The following is a 21755-nucleotide window of genomic DNA, read 5'->3' on the forward strand; positions in this document are numbered from 1 at the left end:
CGGTCAATGTTCCGACGCGCCCGTCCCGGACCAGCGAGCCGCAGGCGTTGGTTCGCTGCGTCCCCATGCCACGGGAAGTTGGAGGGATCGCCGGGATAGATGTGTGATTTCTCAGTGGTCGTTTTAGGGCGTGACCAGCAAGGTAAGGATCTGTGCAGGCTTTCTTAAGCGGCCCTCGGGATGCTATTGCCAGGCGATCGCCCTAACGAGTACAACCTTCCAGCCGGTCCCAAGACCAGCGCCAGAACCCCAAGGATGATTGATGGACCGTAAGACGTCGAGTTCCCACAAGCCTGCGACACACGTTGACAGCCTAGGAGTGGTGGCCAAGAGAATCGCCGCTGGTGCTGCACTGGCGGGGGCTGCCCTGGCATCGACCCTCACGTTCAGCGCGCCGGCTCAGGCGCTCGGGACCGGTCCGGAAGCGATCTCGACGGGGTCGCCGTGTTCCGTGCAGGGCGATCTGGAGGGGGCTTTCACGGCGTCGTCGCAGATGCCTGGCTATCTGAAATGCGTTCTTCCAGATGTCGAGGCCTGGATCGATCATCAGTACTTGAACATGCCGCACCCCGCCTCCTACCAGTTCGTTCCGCAAGGTGTCAGCGGAACCGCCCCGTCGGGATGTGCGTTCGACGAGACTTCCTTGGCGTACTGCTTCGGCGATCAGACCGTTTACCTCGGTGAGTCGGCGGTGTGGAAGCTGTACCGGGGAACCGGGGACGCGGCGCCCGTGCTTGTCGTCGCGCACGAGGTGACACATCACTTCCAGAACTACATCGGTGTTGCACGCGCGACGACGGCGAACGAGCAGATCCGGTATGAGAATCAGGCCGATTGCGGTGCGGGGGCTTTCATGGCCTATGCCCGCCAGCAAGGGTTGGTCGACGGAAACGACGATGTCCGCGAGTTGGCCTCTGCACTCGTCGACGTCGGCGAGCCGGAGGGCCCACACCAATCCCATGGCACCGTCGAACAGCGCGTGAGGTCGTTCTATCTCGCGTATTCGAGTCCCCTGCGGCTGCCGATGGCCGAGTGTGTCCCCTTCGTGCCCGAGAGGCCGATCATCGGCGCCGTCTAGTCGCGCTGCGCCGCGTGGGCAGGCGGAGCCGGCGCATAATCGGGACACACCGCGAATGGACGATCGCGGGGTCGGCGATTGCGGTACGACCGTGAGCTTGTCCCCTCGGTGGCACGGCTCCAGCGAATTCTGAATCGTAGGTTTGTTGGGCGGCGAGACGATTCAACAGCGCTGCCACGTGACCACGCGGCTGTTTGATGGTCATCCGGTGGGTGGGTGGGATCTAATCTCAGCGGGACTGTCGCCGCGGTTCGGCGGCGTCACTAGATGCCTTACCGGGGCCGAGTCTTCCGCACCCATCGTGGATGATCCCGCAGCAGATGCTCGTATTCGGCCGCGGTGCAGTGGATGTGGGCCAATGTGTCGGCCGTGGTGGGATGTCGACTCGGATCAGGGGACGGGAGCGGTTGCCGGTTCCGTCCCTCCGTTCGGCGGGATGGGTGGCGGCGGATCGGTGTGGTGGTTTCGGTGGTTCAGCGCGGTGCTGGCCGTGGTCAGGAAGGTGTCGACGCCGCGTTGTTCCTCGGGGCTCAATGCCTCGTAAACCCCGTTGAGGTGTTCGCCGAGGTCACGGTAGACCGCAGCGACGATCCGCTCGCCGTATTCGGTGAGGCTCACCAGGCGTTTACGCCGGTCGGTGGGATGCTGGGCGCGGTCGGCGTAACCAGCGCGCTCGATGCGGTCGACCAGTTCGGTGGCCGAGGCGCTGGTGATGGAGAGTTCTGCGGCGAGTTCACTGGCGGTGAGGGGGCCGTGGACATAGAGATGGCCGAGGGCCACCACTTCCCTTTCGCCCATGCTGGCGTGCTCGCGGGTGGAATCGGTTCGGTACCGCTCGATGGCGTGAACGAAGTCGCGGGCTGCCAAAGCTAACTGCATCTCGGTCTCCATGTACCCAGGTTACCGTGTGTTACGGATACCTTGTGTCTAGGTGGCCGAGCTATTAACGTGGGTGTCGACGCTTTAGGTACATCCGCGAACGCAGCCACCCACCGGACGATGGGCGGATCGGACGGCATGGAAACTCTCGGTCACAGCAGATCGGTGGTTCCGAGAACGAGGGAGCCCGCTATGGGGGAGTCCGTGGAACCGGGGAGGGTCGGCGAGCACTTCGGGCACTACCGCCTAGACAAACTGCTCGGCCGGGGCGGGATGGGAGAGGTGTACGAAGCGTACGACGAGGACAAGGACCGCGTTGTCGCGTTGAAGTTGCTCCTCAAGGGTCTCGCGGAGGACTCCACGTATCGGAAGCGATTTAAACGTGAATCTCATGCAGCCGCGCGGCTTCAGGAGCCGCACGTGATTCCGATCCACGATTACGGTGAGATTGACGGCATACTGTTCATCGATATGCGGCTGGTCAAGGGAGAGCACCTCGGCAAGCTGATCGCACAGCACGGGATTCTGCCGCCGGCGCGGGCCGTCAACATCATCGGCCAGACTGCCTCCGCTCTCGATGCGGCTCACGCCGATGGGCTCATCCATCGTGACATCACGCCCGGGAACATCCTCGTAGCACGAGACGACTTCGCCTATCTCGTCGACTTCGGTATCACGAAAGAGGCGGGGGCGGAGTCTATAACCATGACCGACACCATGATTGGAACACTCGCGTACATGGCGCCCGAACGATTCGCCGAGGACGCCGCCACCCCTTCCGTGGACATCTACTCCCTCACCTGTGTTCTGCACCAGTGCCTGACCGGGTCTCAGCCGTACCCCGCTGGCAGTGTGCCAGTCGCGGTGAATCACCACCTCAATTCACGAATTCCCCGCCCCAGCAGCATTCGTCCCGGGGTGCCCGCCGCATTCGATCCCGTCGTACGCCGGGGCATGGCGAAGAGGCCGGAGGAGCGCTACCGCAGCGCCGGTGAACTCGCCGCCGCGGCGCATGCAGCCCTGACAGCCCCCGTTCGCATCCACGGCCGGGAGCCAACCCTTCGTGCCGGACCGCCGATACCTCGATCATTGCTCGGCAACCCACCGGCGGCTCCATGGCCGAGCCTGCGGCAGCCGGATCAGGCGATGGCGCAGCCGACTCAACCGGACATCGTCGACCCGTCGGGTGGTGAGAGGCCGCCGTCCTTCCTACCTCCGGGTGGCCCGCCACCGGGTGGGCCGCCGCCGATGGGGCCGCCACGGGGTGGCCCGCCGCCGCCTGTGCCGCCACCGAGGGGCACAGCCCGGCCGGTCGGTGCGCGCGGCAAGCGGTTGAGATACTCGGCGGCAACGCTTCTCGTCGTCGCCATACTGGGCGGGTTCTGGTTCTTCACCGCGGGGAGCGGAGACGGTGAAGGCCAGGGTGGAGGCACCACTACGACCACGACCGCATCCAAAACTGCATCCGCGACCAAACCCACGACCAAACCTACGACCCCGCCGTCCACGACCGCACCCGCGATTCAAATGCCCGGGCCCGCCTCGCCCGTAACAGTATTGTTCGGCCGCTTGCCCCAGGGATACGGTCCGGCGAACTGCAACCCCGGCGACTTCTACGAACCGGCGATAGCAGGCGTGGACTGCCGCGCCTACCCCGCTCCCGGCGGCCCGACCAGCGCGCGTATGTACCTCTACGGGAATGTCACTGCCGTGGAAACCTCCCTCCGAGAGGTTGCGACGGACCGGGCTCATTCCCCGCTTGCCTGTCCCGGTGGCGGGCAGGATCCGGCCGACTGGTACCGGCCCAACGACCCGACGAAGACCGCCGTCGGCCAGTACGTCTGTGCGCAATCCGAGGGCCATCCCCGCATCATCTGGACGAACGAGCATGAACAGACCATGGGCATCGCGGACGGGCCAGACATGCGCGCACTATTCGTGTGGTGGGAGCAGAACAGATGAATTCGTCAAACCCATTGACTCCGCTCGCCCATCACACCGGTTCCGGCGGTGCTCGGTCATGACACCGAAATCAACGCCGCGACCGATGCTCGAGTTCGGGGTGCTCGGGCCCCTAGAAATGACCATCGACGGCACACCGCGACCTCTCGGCGGCTCCAAGCAACGCGCTGTGCTCGCGATGCTCGTGATCAACCGCAATCGTGCCGTGTCCGCGGATGCACTCGCCTCTGCCGCCTGGAATGATCGCCCACCAGCAGAGACACGCGGAAACATCCAGGTCCTCATCTCCCACCTCCGAAAACTGTTGAAGGCAGTGGAGATCGACGCCCGCGAGATCATTGCCACCGCACCACCCGGCTACCGGTTGTGCGCGGCCGAGCAGCAATGCGATGTGGACCGCTTCCACGCCCGGAAGCGGTGTGGTTTCGACGCCGCCGCAGGTCGCCGCTTCGCCGAGGCAAGCACCCAGTTCTCACAGGCCCTCCAGGAATGGCGGGGGGAGGTACTCGATGATCTGCGAGGCCTGCGATTCGCCGACGCTTTCGCGACCGCCCTTCACGAAGAGAGGATCGTGACCATCACCGCACGCGCCGAATCCGAACTCGCGTGCGGTCGCACCGAGGCGGTCGTCTCCGACCTCACCCCACTGCTCGAGTCGAACCCGCTCAGAGAGCCGCTGTGGGCACAACTCATCGCTGCCCTCTATCTCGAGGGCAGACAGTCCGATGCTCTCGAACACTGTCGGCGACTACGTTGCACCCTCGCCGACGAACTCGGTATCGATCCCAGCCCTCCGCTCCAGGAACTCGAAGCGCGGATACTGCGGCAAGAACCTCTCCAAGTGCAGCATCAGGCGGCGGCGACCGCTGCGGTAGCGATGACCATCGTCGACGCTCACACGCGTGCGGATCGAGGACATCTGCGAGACGAAACGGGTGAGATCTTCAGCATCGACGGGGGTGCGCTACGAATCGGCCGGATGAACGACAACGACCTGGTGCTCGAAGACGAGAGGGTCAGTCGTCACCACGCCGTGATCGTCGACACCGGTGCGTCCTACCTGATCCGAGACCTGAAGTCCTCCAACGGGATCTATGTGGCGGGCACCCGCATCACCAACAGTGTCCCACTGTCCCACGGTGACTCGATCCGAATCGGTGGCACCGAGTTTACCTTCGAGAGGTCGGGCTGAGCAGCACCCTTTCCGGCCACGGGCACCATCGACGAACCAGCGGGACGATCGCGCCCGTCAGAAAGTGCACGGAACGAAGCTGTGCGGCACAAACGCACAGACCTTCGTCGCGCAGCGAGTGCCCACCTCGGTGTTAAGGCCACTGCATCAGGACGCGATATCGGCGAGCTGGTCACATACCCGAGCGGGCACCTCTCCTCCCGTGGGCGAGCCTTTGGGGGAGAGGTTGGTACAGGCCGCGTCGCGTCCAGTGAGCGTCGTTGTTACGGCGTGCGCCTACCGCGGGCAAGACGGCGTCCCAGTCGACGAAGCATGGCGTTCCACCTCCTTCCCACATTCGCGAATCACACGGAGTCGCCTCACCATGTCCGCGACTCGGTCGGTCGCGGGCTGCTAATGCGCTGTGAGAGAAGAATGCCGGATGCCGCTTACAAACTCCTGACACCTTCCTTATCCACCGCATCCTCCCAGGGCAGCGGTCGGCAGGGTCGAGGAAGTCGGCACAGTGGCTGTGCCCTACCGCGGTGCCGACAGGCCGGCGCGGTCGGCACGATGTGTGATGTAGCCCCAGCTACCGATGAGTGCCGAGGTGCTTCCCCTATGTACATAAGGGTGGGCTACCGAGATTGTCGTGTTTCGGGGGATCAGAGGTCTCGACTCCCAGACGATCGGTGATGTGTTGTGTCGGCGCGTCGGCCGAACCCCCAAGTTTTCCGTACCCGCGGTGGTGCCCAGACAGTGAGGATTGCGGCGCAACCGACCCAGAATCCGATCTCCTCGACGCTGTCCGGCGAAGCGGCCGATAGGGTCGTGACCAGAGAATATGCAAGTATAACGGCAAGCAGCCCCGACCAAGCCCACAGCAATCGCTTACCCAGCCGTCCGTCCTCGGCATGAGCCTCCTGGATCGGTGTTACCAGACCGAGTACCGCGACGCCGATCCAACCCACCGGTACGGATCCGGCGACTTTCCCCCCAAGAAGGATGACGCATCCGACACCGAGGACCGCGGCGCACAACCGGGCCACACGGACGTCCGCGAAAGGAAGCAGATGACGATCGGTTCTGTGGAACGACAACAAGGTGGTCAGTATTGCGTCGAGTACCCACAGCCCCCAATGCGCGACGGAAAGGCACGCGAACAGCACCGCCCATATCCAGAACGGCAGCCACGACTCATGGGTGTCTGCATGCAAGGTATCGAACAGACTTCGATACAACGAGTTCCGACGCTTCACCGTCTCGACGAGGGCATCCCGCGCGGCATCCATGGTCGGGTCGAGGCGCAGCGCTTCACGAAACGCGGCATACGCGCGCTCGGGCTTCTCAGTTGCGCGGACCGCGAACCCGTAAACGAGGTGGGCGAACGGGCTTTCCGGCTCCAACCGGATTGCCTGTTCCGCCCAGGCCAGAGCGCCTGGCACGTCCCGTGCGTCGGTGAGCGCGAGCGACATCAGGCTGAGCAATTCGCTGTTCTCGGGATCGTGCGTGAGTCCCTCGCGGATGGCGGCCATCGCCCAGGCCAATTCCCGACGTGCGAGGTGCACGCGTGCAATCAGGATCCAGATCGACGAGACGGTCGGATCGATCGTCGTCGCAGCGAGTGCCGCGTGCAGCGCCTCCTCGTTGTTTCCGGCGTAGTAAAACATCCGGCCGGCAACGTAATGCGGATACCACCAGTCGGGTGCGAGACGAACGGACTCGCGTGCTTCGCTCACCGACTCCGCCGACCGATCGAGCCCGGCAAGCACAACCGCCAGAACGGCGTGCGCTTCAGCATGTTGGGGTTCGTCCGCCAGCGCGCGGCGCAGTTCCCGTTCGGCGTCGAGATGCCGGCGGACGGCCAACAGGATTCGGGCACGCTCGACGGCGACCTGCGCGCCCCAGCGGCCGGGAGAAGAACCCCGGCCTCGTTCATCGGACATCGCGCAGCCAGGGCAGCAGTTCGTCCCAGACACCGCTCTCGTTGGCATGGAGCACATAATTGCGCGCGGTCAGAAGCCATTCCCGCACCGCCGTCGGTGTGACAGTGCGAATTACCCTGAGTAGATCCTCCGTGGTGAGCGGTAGTGGGTATCCGGCGTGGATCGAATCGACAAGCTTGCTCTCGATGGCTTGGTCGAGGACGCCTTTGAGGTCGGCTCCGACAAATCCCTCGGAGGCCGCTGCCAGGGTGTCCAGGTCCAGCCGAGTCGTCGGTTTGCCGCGACACAAGATCTCGAGAATCGCGGCGCGTGCTCGCGTGTCAGGTGGCGGCACAAAAACCATCTCGCCGAAGCGTCCCGGTCGACGGAATGCGGTGTCGACGTACCAGGGTGCATTGGTGGCGGCGAGAACGAGTATCCCCTCATTTGCTCGGTCATCGACGCCGTCGAGTTCCGCGAGGAACTGGTTGATGATGTGGCGGCTGTGCCCACGCATGTCCGACCGACGTGACGCGAGCGCGTCCACTTCGTCGAAGAACAGCACACACGGAGTGCGGCGTCGGGCCATCTGAAAGATGCTGTGCAGGTTGCGTTCACTCGAACCAACCCACATGTCCAAGATATCGGCGAGTCCGACGTCGATGAAGTCGGCGCCGAGCTCACCCGCAGTGGCCCGCGCGAGATGGGTCTTTCCCGACCCCGGCGGACCATAGAGCAGCAGGCCCCCGCCGGCCTTCTTTCCGTATGCGGCGAACAGCTCCGGTTTCTGAAAGGGAAGCAACAGCTTCATCCGCAGCGTGTTTTTTACCGCCTCCATCCCGGCGACGTCAATGAAGGTGACGTCAGAACGCTGCGCATCGACTATCGGTTCTGCCGGGCCATCGTCCTGTGCGACGGCGCCCCCTACACGCACCCGCTGTGGGCCATCCGGAGGAGTGTGCACCGCGGTCGGTGGGGTGTCGGGAGCGCCCACTCGCGCGGCGAGGTCGGGATCAGCGAGTGAGGGGTCCTCGTTGACGGCGTGTTGGTAGTGGGCTGCTGCAGCCGCGATGTCACCGTCGCCGAGAAGCGCCATTGCGGCCACGATCCCTGCCCGTGCCGGCGGCCTGGGTTCGGCGGGAAGCGATTCGAGTGCGATCAGTGCGGCACCGCTTTTCCCCTGCCGAACAAACGATTCCGCAATCCCGATGATGACGTCCCGGTTTCCCGGGGCCAGGAGCAGGGCCGCTTGATACGCCGCTTCCGCTTCGGTGGGATGCCCTGCCGCAAGCAGGGCATCGGCGAGGAGTCGTCGCAGTGGGAAGTTGCCCGGCGACAGCCGGGCTGCCTCCCGCATCGCGTCGAGTGCGCTACTGTCGCCCATGCTTGACTCTCATTCACTGCGCGCAGGCCCCCGAAACCCGCCGCCCGATTCTGTACACACATGTGTGTCGTAGGCTACCCGCCCGAGCGAGCCCCGCCGGAGAGATCGCGAACGCTAGCGGTCATCTCCCTGGCGGAGGCCGATCGCCCACCTGGTGTGAGTCGAAATGCCTGGTGAATTCAACTGGTCGAGTGGCTGACCCGATGTCGGGCCGGTAGTGCGCACCCGATTAAGCTGGTCGATGACGCGCATGTTCATCCCAGCCGACGAGCGAGACCCAGGCCCTCTGACCCGAATCTGGATCCAGGTCAGACTCGGGGCCCGGAGTCCGCTCGCCGACGCTAGTACTTACCCACCTCTCTTACCCCGGGCGAGGCGGCGTCCGAGACGTCGAAGCATGGTCTTCACCTCCTCTGAATAGGCGTTCTGTGATAGGTGTCGGGCGTGCGGGTCCGGATTATGTGCCATTGGCTGCCTTCACTGACGGCAACAGCGGCCACCGTGCCGTGCCCTGTTACCCGCCACGCCTGTTGCCGCGGGTGAGGCGGCGTCCGAGACGTTGAAGCATGGTCTTCACCTCCTCGCGAGTGACGGGCAGCGACGTAAGCGTCGTGGCCAGGGTCCGGGCTTTGCGTTTCAATCGATCTCTACGCCGTTGCCGATGAAAGGAAGTGTTCCGCCCCACGCCTATGAAGTGCTGAACGAATCCTTAAGGCCCGGGTAGGTGACGGGAAGTCTGTCCCGGAATGGGCATTGCGTATCAGCGCGTCGCGGTATCGCTGTGGCGGCCGGACCACGGGGTCGGGCGGTCGAGTTCGCTGACTGAGCCGTTCTCAGCAGGAGCTGGGTCAAAACTAGCCCGGATGTGCACGAAAGAGCTACGAGCCTCGACAACGAAAAACCGACCGGCAAGTGGCCTTCTGGGGTCGAAACAGACGCGTCGTCCGACTTGGTGTTTCTCGCCATGGTTCTTCTGTCGACTCAAGGGGCGCGTTAAGCACCCTTCGAACTGCGGGTTGCAACACCACGACGATGCAGGTTCGATCGGAACTAGCGGAGTGGGCGCTGATCGGCGACGAACCTCGAGCGCTCACAGGACCAAGTCGCTCACTCACCCGGCACACCGCTAAACGAGCATCCCGGCACGCAGCCCGGAGTGGAACGATTGACACGCTTCGTGGCGGGAGAACATGCTCGATACACGGTCTTTCAAACTGGGGATCGCACGAGGTGGCCTCAATGGTGCAGTTCGCCGACACCGTTTCTTGGCGGATCAGTAAGCGCGGGCTGGTGCTTTCCAACCCCGACGGTGACCCGTACCTGCTCGATCACGCCCACGCGAACCGTCTTCCCGAACTTCTCGCCGCCCACCCCACCGCCGCCGATCTCACCCGGCAGCTGGGCGACGACGCGCAGGCCCAACTCCTCGTGCACGACATGCTCGATGCTGGCCTCCTGCGTGACCCGGCCGCCCCCGGCAGCGGACCGGCACCGGCCGCACAGGTGCCGCCGAAACGGGTGATCCTCACCCGCTCCGGCCTAGAGATCACCGGTATCGCGCACCAGGCCCGAATTGTTCACCGCATCCTGTTCCCGTTCCTGTCTACGATCTACGGACGCTTCCTGGTGGTCGCGATAGTCGCCACGGGACTGGTATCGCTGCTGATCGGTCGCCCGGACGTCCCGCAGGTCAGTTCCCGGCCCTGGATCGATGCCACCCTCGGATTAATGATCGGGCTCGCTTGCGCCGCCGCCCACGAGATGGGGCATGCCGTTGCCCTCGTGCACTATGGGCGCACTCCCGGCCGCGCCGGGTGCGGATTCTATTGGGGTGCCCTGTGTTTCTATGTCGATTCTTCTTCCGGGGTCACCCTTCCCCGGCGCGCCCGGATCATCCAGGCGTTGGCCGGGCTCGCGGTCGATGCGGTCACTGTCAGCATTCTTGCGTTCGTCGCTCAGGCCAGTTCCACCACTCTGTTCATTGCCGTGTGCTGGCGGATGGCGATCACCGGAATGCTGAACATGGCCGACAACGGGCTGCCGATCCTGCAGGTCGACGGCCAGATCGCGTTAGCTGATTACCTCGACGAACCCGACCTGGCGATCCGTGCCCGCGCCGCACTCGGCGAGACACTCCGGCGGAAACCGAAATCCCCGATCACCGCCCAACCGTCCTGGCTGCCCTGGTACGGGGCGTTCAGCCTGGTAGGTGGTATCAGTCTTTTGGTTGCGGGTGCGGTCGTGTGGTGGTGGGTCATCGGTGACCTTCTGCGCGCCTTGTTCACCGGGAATCCCGCAGAGATCTTGATCGGCGTCTACCTTGTCGGGCCGTTCCTGCTCGGTCTTCTCTTCAGCATCGTCGGCCTCGTCATCGAAGTCGCTGCCCAGAACGACTAGGGAGGGGGCCTGCTGAACCTTCGAGCATCGGGAGAGCTGCGCCTATCGATTCTCCCACCCGGCTGTAGCTTTCGGGCCGACGAAGGCCATCGATCATGAAGGGATCTTCCTACATGTTCATGCTGGGTTCCAGGTCTCCCGAACCTGATTGGTGTATCGGGCGGGGCTGTCAGGCGTTACTCCGAACGTTTCTGTTGAACGGATCTCTCGCGTCTGCTGCTCCGTCGTCTGCACGTAGCACGTCAGTGGGGCAGATACGTCATGATGACGCCGCTGGTCGGCGTAGTACCTTCGCCGGGTCGGCGCACCACCGAGAATAATCGGACTGCTTCTTGACGTTTCCGTGCCGCCGGCCTGGGGGCGTCCGGGACGATTCGAGCGTCGTGTGCGGCTACCGGCTTGGATGGCGTGCTCGATGAAGAATCCAATCTCCTGAGGAACTTGCTGGCGTATCTGTCTTTCGTAGTCCACCCGTTGACGGAAAGGGTGATGCTTCTGGCCTTCTCGCGGAGGAAGGTTTCGTCGATGTCGTCGACCGATGCGACAAACACCTTTGTGTGCCCAGACGTCCTTGAGCCCTCACGTCTTCTCGATACAGCAGGTTGAACTCTGCTGGCGCGGACCGCCGACCGGTGGAACCAACCCGGGGAACACCATGTCTACAGGGCGCCTGGAGCGCGGGTGCGGGCAAAGGCCGCGTCGGCGCTATCGGGTGTGCACGGCAGCTCCGCCCCCGAAACCCAGCCCACCGCACAATGCAATGGAAGGCAGGGACGGAGGTACCTCCGGTCCCCACGCGCGATAGCTCTGGTATGGCCATCCGCCGAGGGGCAGGCATCCCATTTCCACCTGGTGCGTGTTCACCGTCCCGGGGTCGCACGTCGACATGGCGCCGATGAGGAAGCTTTGCATTGCGCACCCGCTCGGGACGGTCGGCGTGGCGTGTGCGGGCGCCGCGGTCAGGGACAGGGCCGCAGCCGCCGTGGATGCGATGAAGGTGATGCGCAGAAACCGAGACATGAGTCCTCCGGTGGTGCGGGCCCCGACCCACCGCCCATTCTCGCAGGTCACCTCCAGCTACCGCGGCCTCTCCGACGAACGCGTCTCACCACTGACCGTGGCTGTGGGCCCGCGCCCGGTCTCGCGGCTCGCGTCGCAACCGCGAAACCCCGCGCCCCTTCGGAGCAGTAGCGCATTAACCGTACGCAGGGGTGACACTCATTGCTTCCCCGTTCGGGGTGGGGCTGTAACACACCGGTCGATCTATACGACGTTCCTGCGGACAACCTTCCTGAGAACGGATCGACCGACATGAATCCTCCTGCCGGCTGGCACCCCGATCCCCACGACCCTGCCCTCGATCGGTACTGGGACGGTCATCAGTGGACGGGGCACACCCACCCCAGGGGCAGTGACGCCAGGACTCAGCTTTTCGCCGCTGCCGGCACCGGCACTCCGAACGACAATGGAACCGGGCGCCGAAGCTGGCCATGGCTCCTCGGCGTGGTCGCCCTCGGTGCTGGTGTCGTGATCGCCGCGGCGGCGGCAGCCGGGGAGGACCAGCGGCCGGACTCGGCCACCGTCGTTGCTACCGTGACCAGCTCAGTTACTCCGACGACCACGACGACGCACCCTGTGACCACGTCCGAGGCGTCGCCGACAACGACCTCCCTTGCTCCGGTGCCGATAGAGCCGCAGGTGGCTGAGACCACGACCGAGGTGTACGTGCCGACGACGCAAGCCGGGACGGTCCCACCCGGCCCGACTCGATCGCTCGAGTACTCGTGCAGCGATGCGGCCTGGCGCGAAGCGATGGGCTCGGAAGGTGACGCCCTCTGCGGATCCACCTGGACACCGCGCACCCAGTCTCAGCCCACGATGCAGTACACACCGCCGCCGGTCACCACTCGTGACCAGTCGTCCGCCGGCACGGTGCATCCGGGTTCTTACTGCAGCACTCCGGGTGCGGCGGGGGTAACCATCAAGGGCACCCCGATGGTGTGCGCCCGCGGCTCCGACGGTGAGGACCGCTGGCGGTCGGCGAACTGAACCAACTTCTGGATTTCCGGCGTTCGTTCCCTCGGGAATGACCTCTCGAGGCGGTGTTTCCGCCTAGCCAGTGGTCCTGATTGATCTACCGGTACGCGATGCCCCTTGAGGGTGCCTGGACCCGTGTGGCAGAGCGTTCACCCCACCTGGTGAGCGGATGGTCAGCTGTCGGTTGCCGGCCCGGGGAGAGGGGTCTGGGAGTCGTGGGGGTGTCGAACGTCCCGGATGACGTCGGCGAGGTCGGCCGCTGTCGGCAGGGCGGGCCGGACGTCGGCGGGCAGGGACCGGTGTGTGGTGTAGGTGCTGACGGCGAGCGGGGAGTCCAGACCGCGAAGGGCGTATTCGACGACGATGTCGTCGCGGTCGGCGGCGAGGAGGATGCCGATGGTGGTGCCGTCGCCGTGCTCGGGTTTGCGGAGCAGGTCATCGACGGCGTTGACGTAGAAGTTGAGCTTGCCGATGTGTTCGGGCTCGGCGTGGCCGATCTTGAGCTCGAAGACGACGAAGCGGCGCAGGCCCAGGTGGAAGAACAGCAGATCGAGGTAGAAGTCGGAGTTGCCGACGGTGAGCTTGTACTGGCGTCCGACGAAGGAAAAACCACCACCGAGCTCGGTGAGGAAATGGGTGAGTCGGCCGATGAGGGCATCTTCGAGGTCGCGTTCGCTGTAACCGGCGTCGAGGCCGAGGAAGTCGAGGTTGTACGGATCCTGCAGGATCTCGTGGGCGAGGTCGGATTCGTGCGCCGGCAGCGTGGTGGGGAAATTGTTCGGTGCGGCACCCACCCGCAGATGCCGATCCGAACTGATGTGATGGACGAGTGTCGCGCGGGACCAGCCGTGATGGGCGGCCTGGCCGGCGTACCAGTCGCGGACACTGGGGTCGGGGAGACGGTCGAGGAGGACGAGGATGTGTCCCCACGGCAATTGCGCAGCAGCCTGTTCTCGGTACTTCCGACCACTGATCCATGTTTTTACCTGGGAGAATGCGTGCGTTGGTGGTCTTGCGCACGTGCATCCTGCGCAGGTCAGTCGTCGGGGTCGTGGCCGAGGATGCGAAGCAGATCGCGAACGGCCAGGTGCAGTTCCCAGTAGCCGTGCTCGTAGAAGGGTGCGGTCATCTCGGCTGGTTGCGTGGAGTCGAACGCGGCCAGAAGCTGCAGGATCTCAACAATGCGGGCGGCGTCGGTGGAGGAAGGAACCACCGCCGACCTCGACATCGGCGGGTGCGCTGCGCGATCGCGGGCGTCAGAGTTGTCAGTCATCATGCCTCCTCACGCGGGGAGAGAGTGTGACTGTTGAGTCGCCGCGTGAGATCGGTGTTGAGCCGACGGACGGCGTCGAGTTCCTCGTCCCGTTCGGCCAGGGCGACGGTGAGCTGCCACACCTGGTCCGAAAGCTCGGCGATGCGCCGGCCGGCGGGTGGGTCAACGTCCCGGGCAAGCCGGGCCAGCTCCGGGAGACCGGCCTCGACGTGCTCGCCGGTGACTTCTCCCAGCCTTCGCTCGAGCGCCCTAACCTGTTGGCGCAGGCGTTGGTTCGCGGCTCTGGTGTTCGCAAGATCGGCTTGCGCCGTGGCCGCGGTGACGCGCCCGTCCCGGTCACTGCGCTGGTCCCGGGAGTCGGTGATGCGCCGCATTTGCTCCCGGTAGTAGCTAACAGGTCCGCTGCCGAAAACTTCGTCGCAAATCGCGCATGGCCGGCCTTCGTGCCGGTAGAGGAACGTCTCTGTAGTTCCGGCGTTCCGGGCGATGCTGGCCGCGGACTCGGGAAGTCCGCGGGTTACGCAGGTATCCACGGCGGCCCGGACGGCGTGATGTTTGGCCTCGCTTTGGGTGTGCCGCTGGCGGCGCATGCCCGCGGTGCGGTCGTCGCTCGACGGTGTCATCGAACCCTCCCCGTCGGCGGCACGCTGGTGGCCGAACGCAGCCGCTGGAAGGAGGTGGGGAACACACTAGGCTCATCGACCGACACGACCCCGAGTAGCTGCAGCGGCACGGCCTGCGTGGTGCCGGCCCGGGCGGTGCGCACCTGGGCGACCGCGGCCTCGACCTCAGCGCGCTCCTGGGCGGTCAGGGAGCTGAGTTCGTCCTGGCAGCGTCGGATCAGGAACCGCACCCGTTCGATCTCCTCGTCGGCGGGCATGGCGTTTTGCCGTGCCCACGGTTCGAGCTCCTCGCGCGCCGCGGTGAGGCGTTCTCTCGACATCAGCAACTGGGATAGGTATTCGGAGAGTTCGGGAAGATACGAGGGATCGGTCCGAAAATGCGAGCAGCCAAGGCATCGCAGCCGGTAGGGGCAGCTGTGTCCGCCGGCTTGGACGTTGGTGGGCTCGACGCACATTCCGAAGGGAACCGCGACGGACCCGACCTCTGAACGAAGGCCTTCCTCGGCCTCGAGCACCCGCAGGCCGGCGGCGACGAGCGAGCCCGTGTTCGACAGTTGTAGTCGGCTCAGCCGGGTCACCGCCCCGCGGCGTCGTTCCTGCGTCATCCGGTAGTAGATCTGTGTGGTGGTGGGTTTGCCATGCCCCATCAGGTCCTGGAGCACCTCCAAGGCCGTGCCCGCGTCGGCGTGGTCCTGCGCCCAGGTGTGCCTCAGCGCGTAGGGGTGGACCTTGTTCCGCGGGAAGTCATGTGAGCCCTCACTGTCGGCTGCTCGTCCGTCCTCGTGGCTGTCGGGTGCCCGCAACTCAGGCAGCTCCTCGACCCAGTCCCGCAGCTTCACCGCAACCTGCCAGGTGGCGACGGCACGCACCCCGTCCGGGTTGCGGTGCGGCGCCGGGAACAGTGGCAGACGGCTGGGATCCGTGCTCTGATGCGCTGCCAGCACGAGATGTTGCTGGTCCTCGACGACGGCTGCGATGTCGCCGCTGATCGGCAGGCGGTAGCCGACGATCCCCACCTTCGGCATGTTATGCACGAGCACCGGATACCTGCGCTCGACGCCCTTTTCGTCGCGGTGAACGTTGTAGTCCAAGCATCCCTCCAGCGGCAATCCGGTCAGCTCGCCGGGCCGCCGCCCGGTGCCGAGCGCGAGCGTGAACCAATTGACCGCCCACTTTCCGCCCCGGGCTTCCAGCCGAGCCAGGGCAGCGGGCGCGAGCAGTTGGCGGACAACGGACCGCGGCAGGGCCCTGCTCGGTTCGTCTGGGCCGCGCAGCGACCGTGCAGGCAGGTCGTCGCGGAGCACCGCAAAGGATTCAGGTAATCCCTGGCGGGACGCGGCCGTGTGAAGGCCCCAACTGCGGGTGTCCTCGAGGACGCGAGCCAGGTAGCGCACTGCGCGCTGCTGGCCCTTCACGGTAAGCAGGCCACCCTCCCGTAGCTGCCCGAGACGGATCAAATGTGCTGTTATGTCGTTGCGAGACAATCTATCCGGAAAGTCACCACGATCACTCCGTTCATTGAGCGTCGACGACAGTAGTGCCAGCGACAAGACCACATCGTCGATGTAGGACGTGCTGACCTGCCGCAGTCCTGCCCGCAGAACCCATTCCTTCGCGGCGTCGAGCAGCCATCGCTGCGTGATGTCCGTTGCTCCTCGGCCGGCGCGATCCGCACGGCCTCGAAAGCGCGCCCTCCTTATCCCATCGGCGTAGCCGAAGACGCGCAGATCCCAGACGTCGAGCGGGTATTGCGCCTCGATCGCATCGGAGAACGGATGATCCTGCAGATCAGCAGTTTCGGATGCAACGGAGGTCATTGCCACGCCTCGGCCGTCAGTCGCTCGGTTAACCGGTCGACCGCGTCGCGCCTGCGGTCGGCATTGACGTGGATATACGGCTCGGCCGAGGCCGGACTGGCCCAGCCCAGCAGTGTCTGCAGTTCATCGCGTGTGGTGCCCGAGGCGAGGTGCTCGGAGGCTGCGAAATGGCGGAGCATATGCGGGTGGATGTGCCGTAGTCCGGCGGCACCTGCGAGGCGTTCGAAGGTCTTGTGGAGGTTGCGAGCCGACATGGCGTTCCCGCGTGTCGGCCCGCTGAGCGCGACGACGAGCATGTCATTGTCTGCCGCCTCCCGGCACCGCTCGCGTTCGTCGGTGTACCGGTCATAGAGAGCCAGCAGGATGGCCGGCACGGGCACGGTGAAGTCGAAGCCGGCCTTCGACCAGGCGCGGTTCGGGTTCCGCCGTCGGACGATGTGCATATGTTCGCCCGGGATCCGGCAGAGTTGCTCGGTGCCGGGGATCGACAGCCCGAGACGGGAGGCGTCCGGGACGAGATGCAGGTCTTGCCTGCGCAACCCGAGAGCCTGCCCCACCCGCAGCCCCGTCAGTGCGAGCAGCATGATCAGGAACCGGTCGCGTGCGGTGGTCGCCGACCGTAGGAGTTCGGTCACCTCGGCCGCGGTGGCCTGGTCCGGTGCACTGGCCCGGCGCGGCTCCCGTCCCCGGTGTCGTACCCGCGGCCCGTTCCGGGCACCGAACCCGTTCTCGTTGGGCATCTCGAACAGCATGTCGAGCACGGCGCGTGGTAGAGCACCTTCCGCCACGGCGAAACGGTAGAACTCTCGGACCGCGACCAGAATGCGGTTGATGCGCCCAACTCTGCGCGGCCGTCCAGCACATGGCCCCGAAGTGAGGGGCGCCGTGGACAGGTACGCCTGGAACAGATGTAGGTCGTGCGCGGCGCTGGGCAGATCGCGGCCGGTACGTTCGACCCAGCCGAGGAAGAGGGCCAGCGAACTCGCGTACTGCGCGCTCGTAGTCTCCGCATGGGCGCGACCGAAGAACCGGACCTCGAGCCACCTCGATACGAGTGCGTGCGGCACGTACTCGTCGTCGACGACGGCGTAGTAGCTTCCGATGCTCGGGGTGTCGATGCGCAACCGTTGGTAGCCCACAGGGTTCACGGTAGGAGCATGCGCCAGCGGTACCGAGAACCTCGTGGGCGTGTCGCCAGACGGCGCTTTCCGCACGTGGTCGTGATTGCTCAGGAGGTACCGAGAACAGGGTGCTGCGCAATTGAGTCGGGGTATGCGGTGGCAAGGGTTCGCATGTAGACCAGATTGCGTTGCGACAGTCCTCGCATGCCGGGGAACTCGGTGCGCAGGTCGTCGGCGAGCCGGGCAATGACCCGGGCCCCCCACCCTTCCTCGCTCTGCCGAGCGCGGATCAGCTTCCCGATCTTCCAATACAAGATGATCAGTTCGGTGTTGACCTTGCGAGCAGCATGGACACGGGCGGTGCGGACCTGGGACTTGATGTCCTCGAGCAATGCGCCGTACCCGGCGGGCTCGATTTCTTCTGCTCGACTCATCGTCGCCAATCTTCTCCCATCCGACCGACCGACGGTGCAGCCGGGCGTGCAGACATACATCCGGTCTTCGGTATCGAGCTCGGAGGCACCGGCTGGTCGGCGCTCCTCGAGACGAGGAAAGACGCGGTAAATGGGCAGGCCGAGGGTGTTCGGTCGAGGAAGTGCAAGTCAGTGCGTTTTCAGGCGTCTGTCCGGTTGAAGGATGGATGAGGTGCCTACGCGGTGACTCGCGACCCGCCCGAACGCGTGTAGAGAGGACAAAACGCGGTGAACCGCAGGTTAAGGGTCGGATAGGCGAACCCCGCCAGCGCTGGGGGTTCGCTGGCAGGGTTCTCGACGCCGACGGTGAGGTTGTGCGGGGTGGTGTCGGCGTGAATGACACGACACCACGGCAGGGGACAAGCAGCAAGAGACTCGCTCTGCATTGGGTGGCCGAACAATCTCACACCAGAAAAATGGAGAATTGCAAGACGGGGAGCCCGCCCATGTGTATCGCGATGACAGCGGGCGGGACCGCCGCTGACCCCGTGGGATCTGCATCGGCCCCGCACTCTCAGGGTAGCTACCACCTACCGGCCGGGGATCTTCCCCTCGTGCTGGTCGCAGAAGGCGCCGATTGCAATGCCTGCGAGCTGGCCGGCCTGCTCTGGTGTCCATCCAGGGTTGCTCTCGAGCAGTCCCGCTCCTGTGGCGACGAACGTCTTCCCCTCATCGAGCGATGCGCACACGTAAATGGCCTGGAGGTAGAGATAGTCGTTCCCGTACTCATTCGGGAAGTCGAGTCGATTGAGTGCGGCGATGAAGATGGGAGCCCCCGCGCTGTCGATCGAGATCGCCTTGGTCGTTGTCGTACGCACCACTGGTGGGACATAGGCTGCTGGCGGCCGAGAACGGGTCGTCGTTGTTGTCGCGGCCGCCGTCGTGGCGGTCGTGGTTTCCGTAGTCGTTTCGCGCGAACTCGACGCGGTCGAAGTTTCATCGTTCGCAGCGAAAGCGCTGAACCCGATAAACGCGACGGCAACCGCGGCTAAGGCCCCTGCCGCAACCAGGTTGTTTCGCTTCCGCACCTTCGGATCGATTGGCGGCGGCGGATCTTTCGGACCCTCTTGGATCGCTCGCGGCTTGGTTGCAGACGTCCACTGACTCCCATCCCACCAGCGAAGTTGAGGTCTTCCCTCAGGGTCGGGATGCCATCCTGCTGGGGGTGCTGGGGTCGTCATGCGGGTGTCAAACCAGACGTTCGGGACATGACTTGGTGCTCCTTCAGATAGCGGGTGAGGTCGGGTAGTCACCTACCTGGTAGTGCGCTTTCGAATTGCGGGCAGTAGCCCGCGACCGCCGCTCCCACGATGAATGATGCGTCGGCGAGGTCGTACGCGCCGTTGCTGCCGATGGTCACCCCGGCGACTTCGTCGGCGTAATTCGCACCCCTACCGAAGTCGTTGCACACGCCCTGGGCGAGGTCGACGATTGCCACTTTGCTGGAGTATCGAATCCCCTCGGCGTCGAGAACCTCGACCAGCGTGGCGTCGACAGTTTGATGCGTCGCGCTTGTGCGCGCCGGTGTAGTGAGCGGGACAACCGGTGTCGACACCGGGGATGTTGTCCGAGAAATGATTACAGATGAGACCGTGGTCCGTGCCGCACTGCTGGCCGGAGCGTTCGCGCTCTTGTCATCCTCGGCGTCGCCCCGGGCGTAAAGAGTGACTGCGAGTGCGAGTGCGACAACGGCTGCGATCGCAAGAGCAAATTTCCCTTTCGATCCCTTCGCGCGCTGCTCAGTCGTCGCCGCGACGGTTCGCTGCTCCGTGAACTTCTCTCCATCCCAGTAGTGCTCGATCTCGGGGTTGGAGGGAAGTGGGAACCAGCCAGGCCCGTCTGGTGTTGCCGTGCGGGGTAGGGCTTTGGTGGCAGAGGTCCATTGCTTGCCATCCCACCAGCGCAGGTGCGGCTTGCCGTCCGGGTCGGGGTTCCATCCAACCGGAGGCGTCGGTGTCGTCACCTGCGCATCAAACCAGACGAACTGGACGTGCGGTATAGGTCGCGTGACTGTATCGGCTATTAACAAGCAAACGCCACACAAAGGGGCTGGCCGACGGGTCTAATGTCCGGATGTGACTCAACGACACCACGACTGGCTCGCTGAAATCGGTTCAGAGATGGAAGCTGCCTACAAGCGGGATGCGTTCTAAGATCCGCAACCGACCACAGCGCATCCACGAAGTACCCCGGGACACTGCTCATGAGCAGGCGCTGTCCCGCGGGTGGCACGGCCGCCTCGCCTGGCACGCCGACCCCGCATCGCTCGGCGGACGGTTCACCCCACCCACCGCGATCGACGGACTGCTTCGACGACGCCCCGATGTCGAAGTGCGCCGACGCAACGTCCAGGCCCTCGTCGCGGCGGCGCACGGCCGGGAGGGTGTGACGGTATGGAACTCGAGCTGTTCCGTCGCTTCGTTGCCGGAGGCTTCGAAACAGTCGAGTGGATCGTTGTCCAGGCTGCCACCATTAGCGGTGTGGACAGCGCACACAACCAGCTTTTCGCACGCCGACACGCCGACCGCGGGCGGGAGATGTGCTCAATCGAGCGTGACGCTCGACAGCTCACGTGGAAGTGTCAGAAAGAAGGCAATCGCTTTCGCAGCTGGTGGTCACTTCGTCTGAACCCATTGCTCAAGGCGTTCTGGGGTGATGCGCTTGGTGAACCGTAGTGCCTTGCCGGCGTTGAGATCGACAGCAATCTTCCGCAGGTCTTCCGGCCCAGTGCCTCCCCAACCGTTCCGCATTGCTTCCACCATCAGTCCGTCCGGCTCTAGGGTGACGCCGTGGTCGCGGAGATATGTCAACGTCTGCACGGCACCCGATCGCTCCCGGTTGTCTAGAAGTCCCTGATTGACCACTGCGATCCCGGAGAGTCCGTTCACGGCTGCCTTGAGCGGCGCTGATGCCTCGGGAATCCGCGCGATCTCCTCTCCGCCAAGATGCTCAACGTCGAAGGCGGTGATCCATGGGGCGTGGCTGGGCGCGCTCTCGGCGTACCTCACCGGACCATGGGCCTGCACAACAACGATGCCTCCGACTCCCGCGCTACGCTCGACCTCGAGCACCTCGGATAGGTTGAGACAGAACCCGATGACAATCCCTCGTGGCGGTCCGTGTAGGCGGGATTTGGAGGACGAGGAAGTAATCGGGATGCCAAGCCCCTCAATCCACTCGTTGTCCCGGACAGAGCTGCTGTCTGGCACATGGATCGTGGCGTTCCCCGCCGCCCAATCCAGGGCAGTTTGGACTGCTCGACGAAGGGGCACATGGGCTTCGATGTAGGCACGACGCATGGGTCTGACGCTAGCGCACCCCGTTCGGTCTGATCCGTGTAAGCGATCGGGGGGGTTTCTCATGTGTCGCGGGCTCAGCTTCGTGTCGTGCGTAGATCACCGTTAATCGTGGCAGTCGCAGGGACGGCATCGGAGGTGTCGATCCGCCCGGTCATGATCTCGAACTCGCGTGGTTCGTGAAGGTCGGCCGGCACCAGGTGGAGATCGTCCGGGTGGTGATAGACCGCCTGTCGGGCGTTAGTGATCGATGCTTGGTTGAACATTGTGGCGAGGTTCGTGGTGCCCTCGATGCTGCGGTCGAATCGCCCGGTTGCAA

At 64.7% G+C, this 21755-nt stretch carries 19 protein-coding genes and 1 pseudogene; 5 read left to right on the top strand and 15 right to left on the bottom strand.

Going from position 1 to position 21755, the window contains the following annotated elements; all coding sequences use genetic code 11:
* Positions 1-322 precede the first annotated feature (322 nt).
* On the top strand, positions 323-1078 hold the full coding sequence (locus L1080_RS36890; RefSeq protein ID WP_250773855.1) for a neutral zinc metallopeptidase: 756 nt from the start codon (positions 323-325) through the stop codon (positions 1076-1078).
* A gap of 390 nt (positions 1079-1468) precedes the next feature.
* Here the strand turns inward: L1080_RS36890 and L1080_RS36895 are convergent, their stop codons facing one another.
* On the bottom strand, positions 1469-1957 hold the full coding sequence (locus tag L1080_RS36895) for a MarR family winged helix-turn-helix transcriptional regulator (protein ID WP_250773858.1): 489 nt from the start codon (positions 1955-1957) through the stop codon (positions 1469-1471).
* A 192-nt stretch (positions 1958-2149) separates the two neighbouring features.
* Between L1080_RS36895 and L1080_RS36900 the strand changes: the two genes are divergently transcribed.
* Positions 2150-3919, top strand: a complete 1770-nt coding sequence (locus L1080_RS36900; RefSeq protein WP_250773867.1) for a serine/threonine-protein kinase — start codon at positions 2150-2152, stop codon at positions 3917-3919.
* A 58-nt stretch (positions 3920-3977) separates the two neighbouring features.
* Positions 3978-5111 (top strand): BTAD domain-containing putative transcriptional regulator, encoded by a 1134-nt coding sequence (locus L1080_RS36905; RefSeq protein WP_250773877.1) that lies wholly within the window; start codon positions 3978-3980, stop codon positions 5109-5111.
* 644 nt (positions 5112-5755) lie between these two features.
* On the opposite strand, the gene L1080_RS36910 is transcribed toward L1080_RS36905, so the two are convergent.
* Positions 5756-7036: a tetratricopeptide repeat protein gene (locus L1080_RS36910; protein ID WP_250773879.1), complete on the bottom strand. Its 1281-nt coding sequence runs from the start codon at positions 7034-7036 to the stop codon at positions 5756-5758.
* A complete protein-coding gene (locus L1080_RS36915; RefSeq protein WP_250773880.1) occupies positions 7026-8399 on the bottom strand; it encodes an ATP-binding protein in 1374 nt (457 codons plus the stop codon). Before L1080_RS36915 ends, L1080_RS36910 begins: the two co-directional genes overlap by 11 nt.
* A 1239-nt stretch (positions 8400-9638) precedes the next feature.
* Here L1080_RS36915 and L1080_RS36920 point away from each other — a divergent pair.
* Positions 9639-10796, top strand: a complete 1158-nt coding sequence (locus tag L1080_RS36920; RefSeq protein WP_250773881.1) for a hypothetical protein — start codon at positions 9639-9641, stop codon at positions 10794-10796.
* A 705-nt stretch (positions 10797-11501) separates the two neighbouring features.
* Here the strand turns inward: L1080_RS36920 and L1080_RS36925 are convergent.
* The gene (locus tag L1080_RS36925) at positions 11502-11816 is read right to left on the bottom strand and encodes a hypothetical protein (RefSeq protein WP_250773882.1); all 315 of its coding nucleotides are present in this window, start codon (positions 11814-11816) and stop codon (positions 11502-11504) included.
* A 291-nt stretch (positions 11817-12107) separates the two neighbouring features.
* On the opposite strand from L1080_RS36925, the gene L1080_RS36930 reads away from it, so the two are divergent.
* Entirely contained in the window at positions 12108-12845 is a 738-nt protein-coding gene (locus tag L1080_RS36930) for a DUF2510 domain-containing protein (RefSeq protein ID WP_250773884.1), read from the top strand.
* Positions 12846-13006: 161 nt separating this feature from the next.
* On the opposite strand, the gene L1080_RS36935 is transcribed toward L1080_RS36930, so the two are convergent.
* The 11 genes and pseudogenes from L1080_RS36935 to L1080_RS36985 form a co-directional block, all read right to left on the bottom strand.
* Positions 13007-13933, bottom strand: a complete 927-nt coding sequence (locus tag L1080_RS36935) for a PDDEXK nuclease domain-containing protein (RefSeq protein WP_459032640.1) — start codon at positions 13931-13933, stop codon at positions 13007-13009.
* Entirely contained in the window at positions 13870-14106 is a 237-nt protein-coding gene (locus L1080_RS36940; RefSeq protein ID WP_250778058.1) for a hypothetical protein, read from the bottom strand. Before L1080_RS36940 ends, L1080_RS36935 begins: the two co-directional genes overlap by 64 nt.
* Positions 14106-14729 (bottom strand): hypothetical protein, encoded by a 624-nt coding sequence (locus tag L1080_RS36945; protein ID WP_250778060.1) that lies wholly within the window; start codon positions 14727-14729, stop codon positions 14106-14108. Before L1080_RS36945 ends, L1080_RS36940 begins: the two co-directional genes overlap by 1 nt.
* The gene (locus L1080_RS36950; RefSeq protein ID WP_459032611.1) at positions 14726-16546 is read right to left on the bottom strand and encodes a tyrosine-type recombinase/integrase; all 1821 of its coding nucleotides are present in this window, start codon (positions 16544-16546) and stop codon (positions 14726-14728) included. Before L1080_RS36950 ends, L1080_RS36945 begins: the two co-directional genes overlap by 4 nt.
* The gene (locus L1080_RS36955) at positions 16543-17694 is read right to left on the bottom strand and encodes a tyrosine-type recombinase/integrase (RefSeq protein WP_459032613.1); all 1152 of its coding nucleotides are present in this window, start codon (positions 17692-17694) and stop codon (positions 16543-16545) included. Before L1080_RS36955 ends, L1080_RS36950 begins: the two co-directional genes overlap by 4 nt.
* Positions 17695-17774: 80 nt before the next feature.
* Entirely contained in the window at positions 17775-18101 is a 327-nt protein-coding gene (locus tag L1080_RS36960) for a DUF1016 N-terminal domain-containing protein (protein ID WP_250777268.1), read from the bottom strand.
* A gap of 569 nt (positions 18102-18670) precedes the next feature.
* Positions 18671-18958 carry a DUF732 domain-containing protein gene (locus L1080_RS36965; protein ID WP_250777269.1) on the bottom strand — a complete coding sequence of 96 codons (288 nt, stop codon included), beginning with the start codon at positions 18956-18958 and terminating at the stop codon, positions 18671-18673.
* Positions 18959-19225: 267 nt separating this feature from the next.
* Positions 19226-19321 (bottom strand): annotated as a pseudogene (locus tag L1080_RS36970) (DUF2510 domain-containing protein); the annotation flags it as partial.
* A 68-nt stretch (positions 19322-19389) separates the two neighbouring features.
* Positions 19390-20103: a DUF2510 domain-containing protein gene (locus tag L1080_RS36975; protein ID WP_250777270.1), complete on the bottom strand. Its 714-nt coding sequence runs from the start codon at positions 20101-20103 to the stop codon at positions 19390-19392.
* Positions 20104-20755: 652 nt separating this feature from the next.
* Entirely contained in the window at positions 20756-21439 is a 684-nt protein-coding gene (locus tag L1080_RS36980) for a hypothetical protein (RefSeq protein ID WP_250777271.1), read from the bottom strand.
* 74 nt (positions 21440-21513) lie between these two features.
* Complete coding sequence (locus L1080_RS36985; RefSeq protein WP_250777272.1) at positions 21514-21702, bottom strand: hypothetical protein; 189 nt, start codon at positions 21700-21702, stop codon at positions 21514-21516.
* Positions 21703-21755 lie beyond the last annotated feature (53 nt).

It is taken from the genome of Rhodococcus sp. MSC1_016 (assembly GCF_023667485.2).
Lineage (GTDB): Bacteria > Actinomycetota > Actinomycetes > Mycobacteriales > Mycobacteriaceae > Rhodococcus_F > Rhodococcus_F oxybenzonivorans.

Excerpts from the sequence above, each read along its gene's own strand:
- L1080_RS36910 (WP_250773879.1), bottom strand. The coding sequence starts at position 7,036 with ATGTCCGATGAACGAGGCCGGGGTTCTTCTCCCGGCCGCTGGGGCGCG.
- L1080_RS36960 (WP_250777268.1), bottom strand. The coding sequence starts at position 18,101 with ATGAGTCGAGCAGAAGAAATCGAGCCCGCCGGGTACGGCGCATTGCTC.
- L1080_RS36900 (WP_250773867.1), top strand. The coding sequence starts at position 2,150 with ATGGGGGAGTCCGTGGAACCGGGGAGGGTCGGCGAGCACTTCGGGCAC.
- L1080_RS36980 (WP_250777271.1), bottom strand. The coding sequence starts at position 21,439 with ATGCGTCGTGCCTACATCGAAGCCCATGTGCCCCTTCGTCGAGCAGTC.
- L1080_RS36985 (WP_250777272.1), bottom strand. The coding sequence starts at position 21,702 with ATGTTCAACCAAGCATCGATCACTAACGCCCGACAGGCGGTCTATCAC.
- L1080_RS36925 (WP_250773882.1), bottom strand. The coding sequence starts at position 11,816 with ATGTCTCGGTTTCTGCGCATCACCTTCATCGCATCCACGGCGGCTGCG.
- L1080_RS36945 (WP_250778060.1), bottom strand. The coding sequence starts at position 14,729 with ATGACACCGTCGAGCGACGACCGCACCGCGGGCATGCGCCGCCAGCGG.
- L1080_RS36950 (WP_459032611.1), bottom strand. The coding sequence starts at position 16,546 with ATGACCTCCGTTGCATCCGAAACTGCTGATCTGCAGGATCATCCGTTC.
- L1080_RS36930 (WP_250773884.1), top strand. The coding sequence starts at position 12,108 with ATGAATCCTCCTGCCGGCTGGCACCCCGATCCCCACGACCCTGCCCTC.
- L1080_RS36940 (WP_250778058.1), bottom strand. The coding sequence starts at position 14,106 with ATGACTGACAACTCTGACGCCCGCGATCGCGCAGCGCACCCGCCGATG.
- L1080_RS36920 (WP_250773881.1), top strand. The coding sequence starts at position 9,639 with ATGGTGCAGTTCGCCGACACCGTTTCTTGGCGGATCAGTAAGCGCGGG.
- L1080_RS36895 (WP_250773858.1), bottom strand. The coding sequence starts at position 1,957 with ATGCAGTTAGCTTTGGCAGCCCGCGACTTCGTTCACGCCATCGAGCGG.
- L1080_RS36905 (WP_250773877.1), top strand. The coding sequence starts at position 3,978 with ATGACACCGAAATCAACGCCGCGACCGATGCTCGAGTTCGGGGTGCTC.
- L1080_RS36915 (WP_250773880.1), bottom strand. The coding sequence starts at position 8,399 with ATGGGCGACAGTAGCGCACTCGACGCGATGCGGGAGGCAGCCCGGCTG.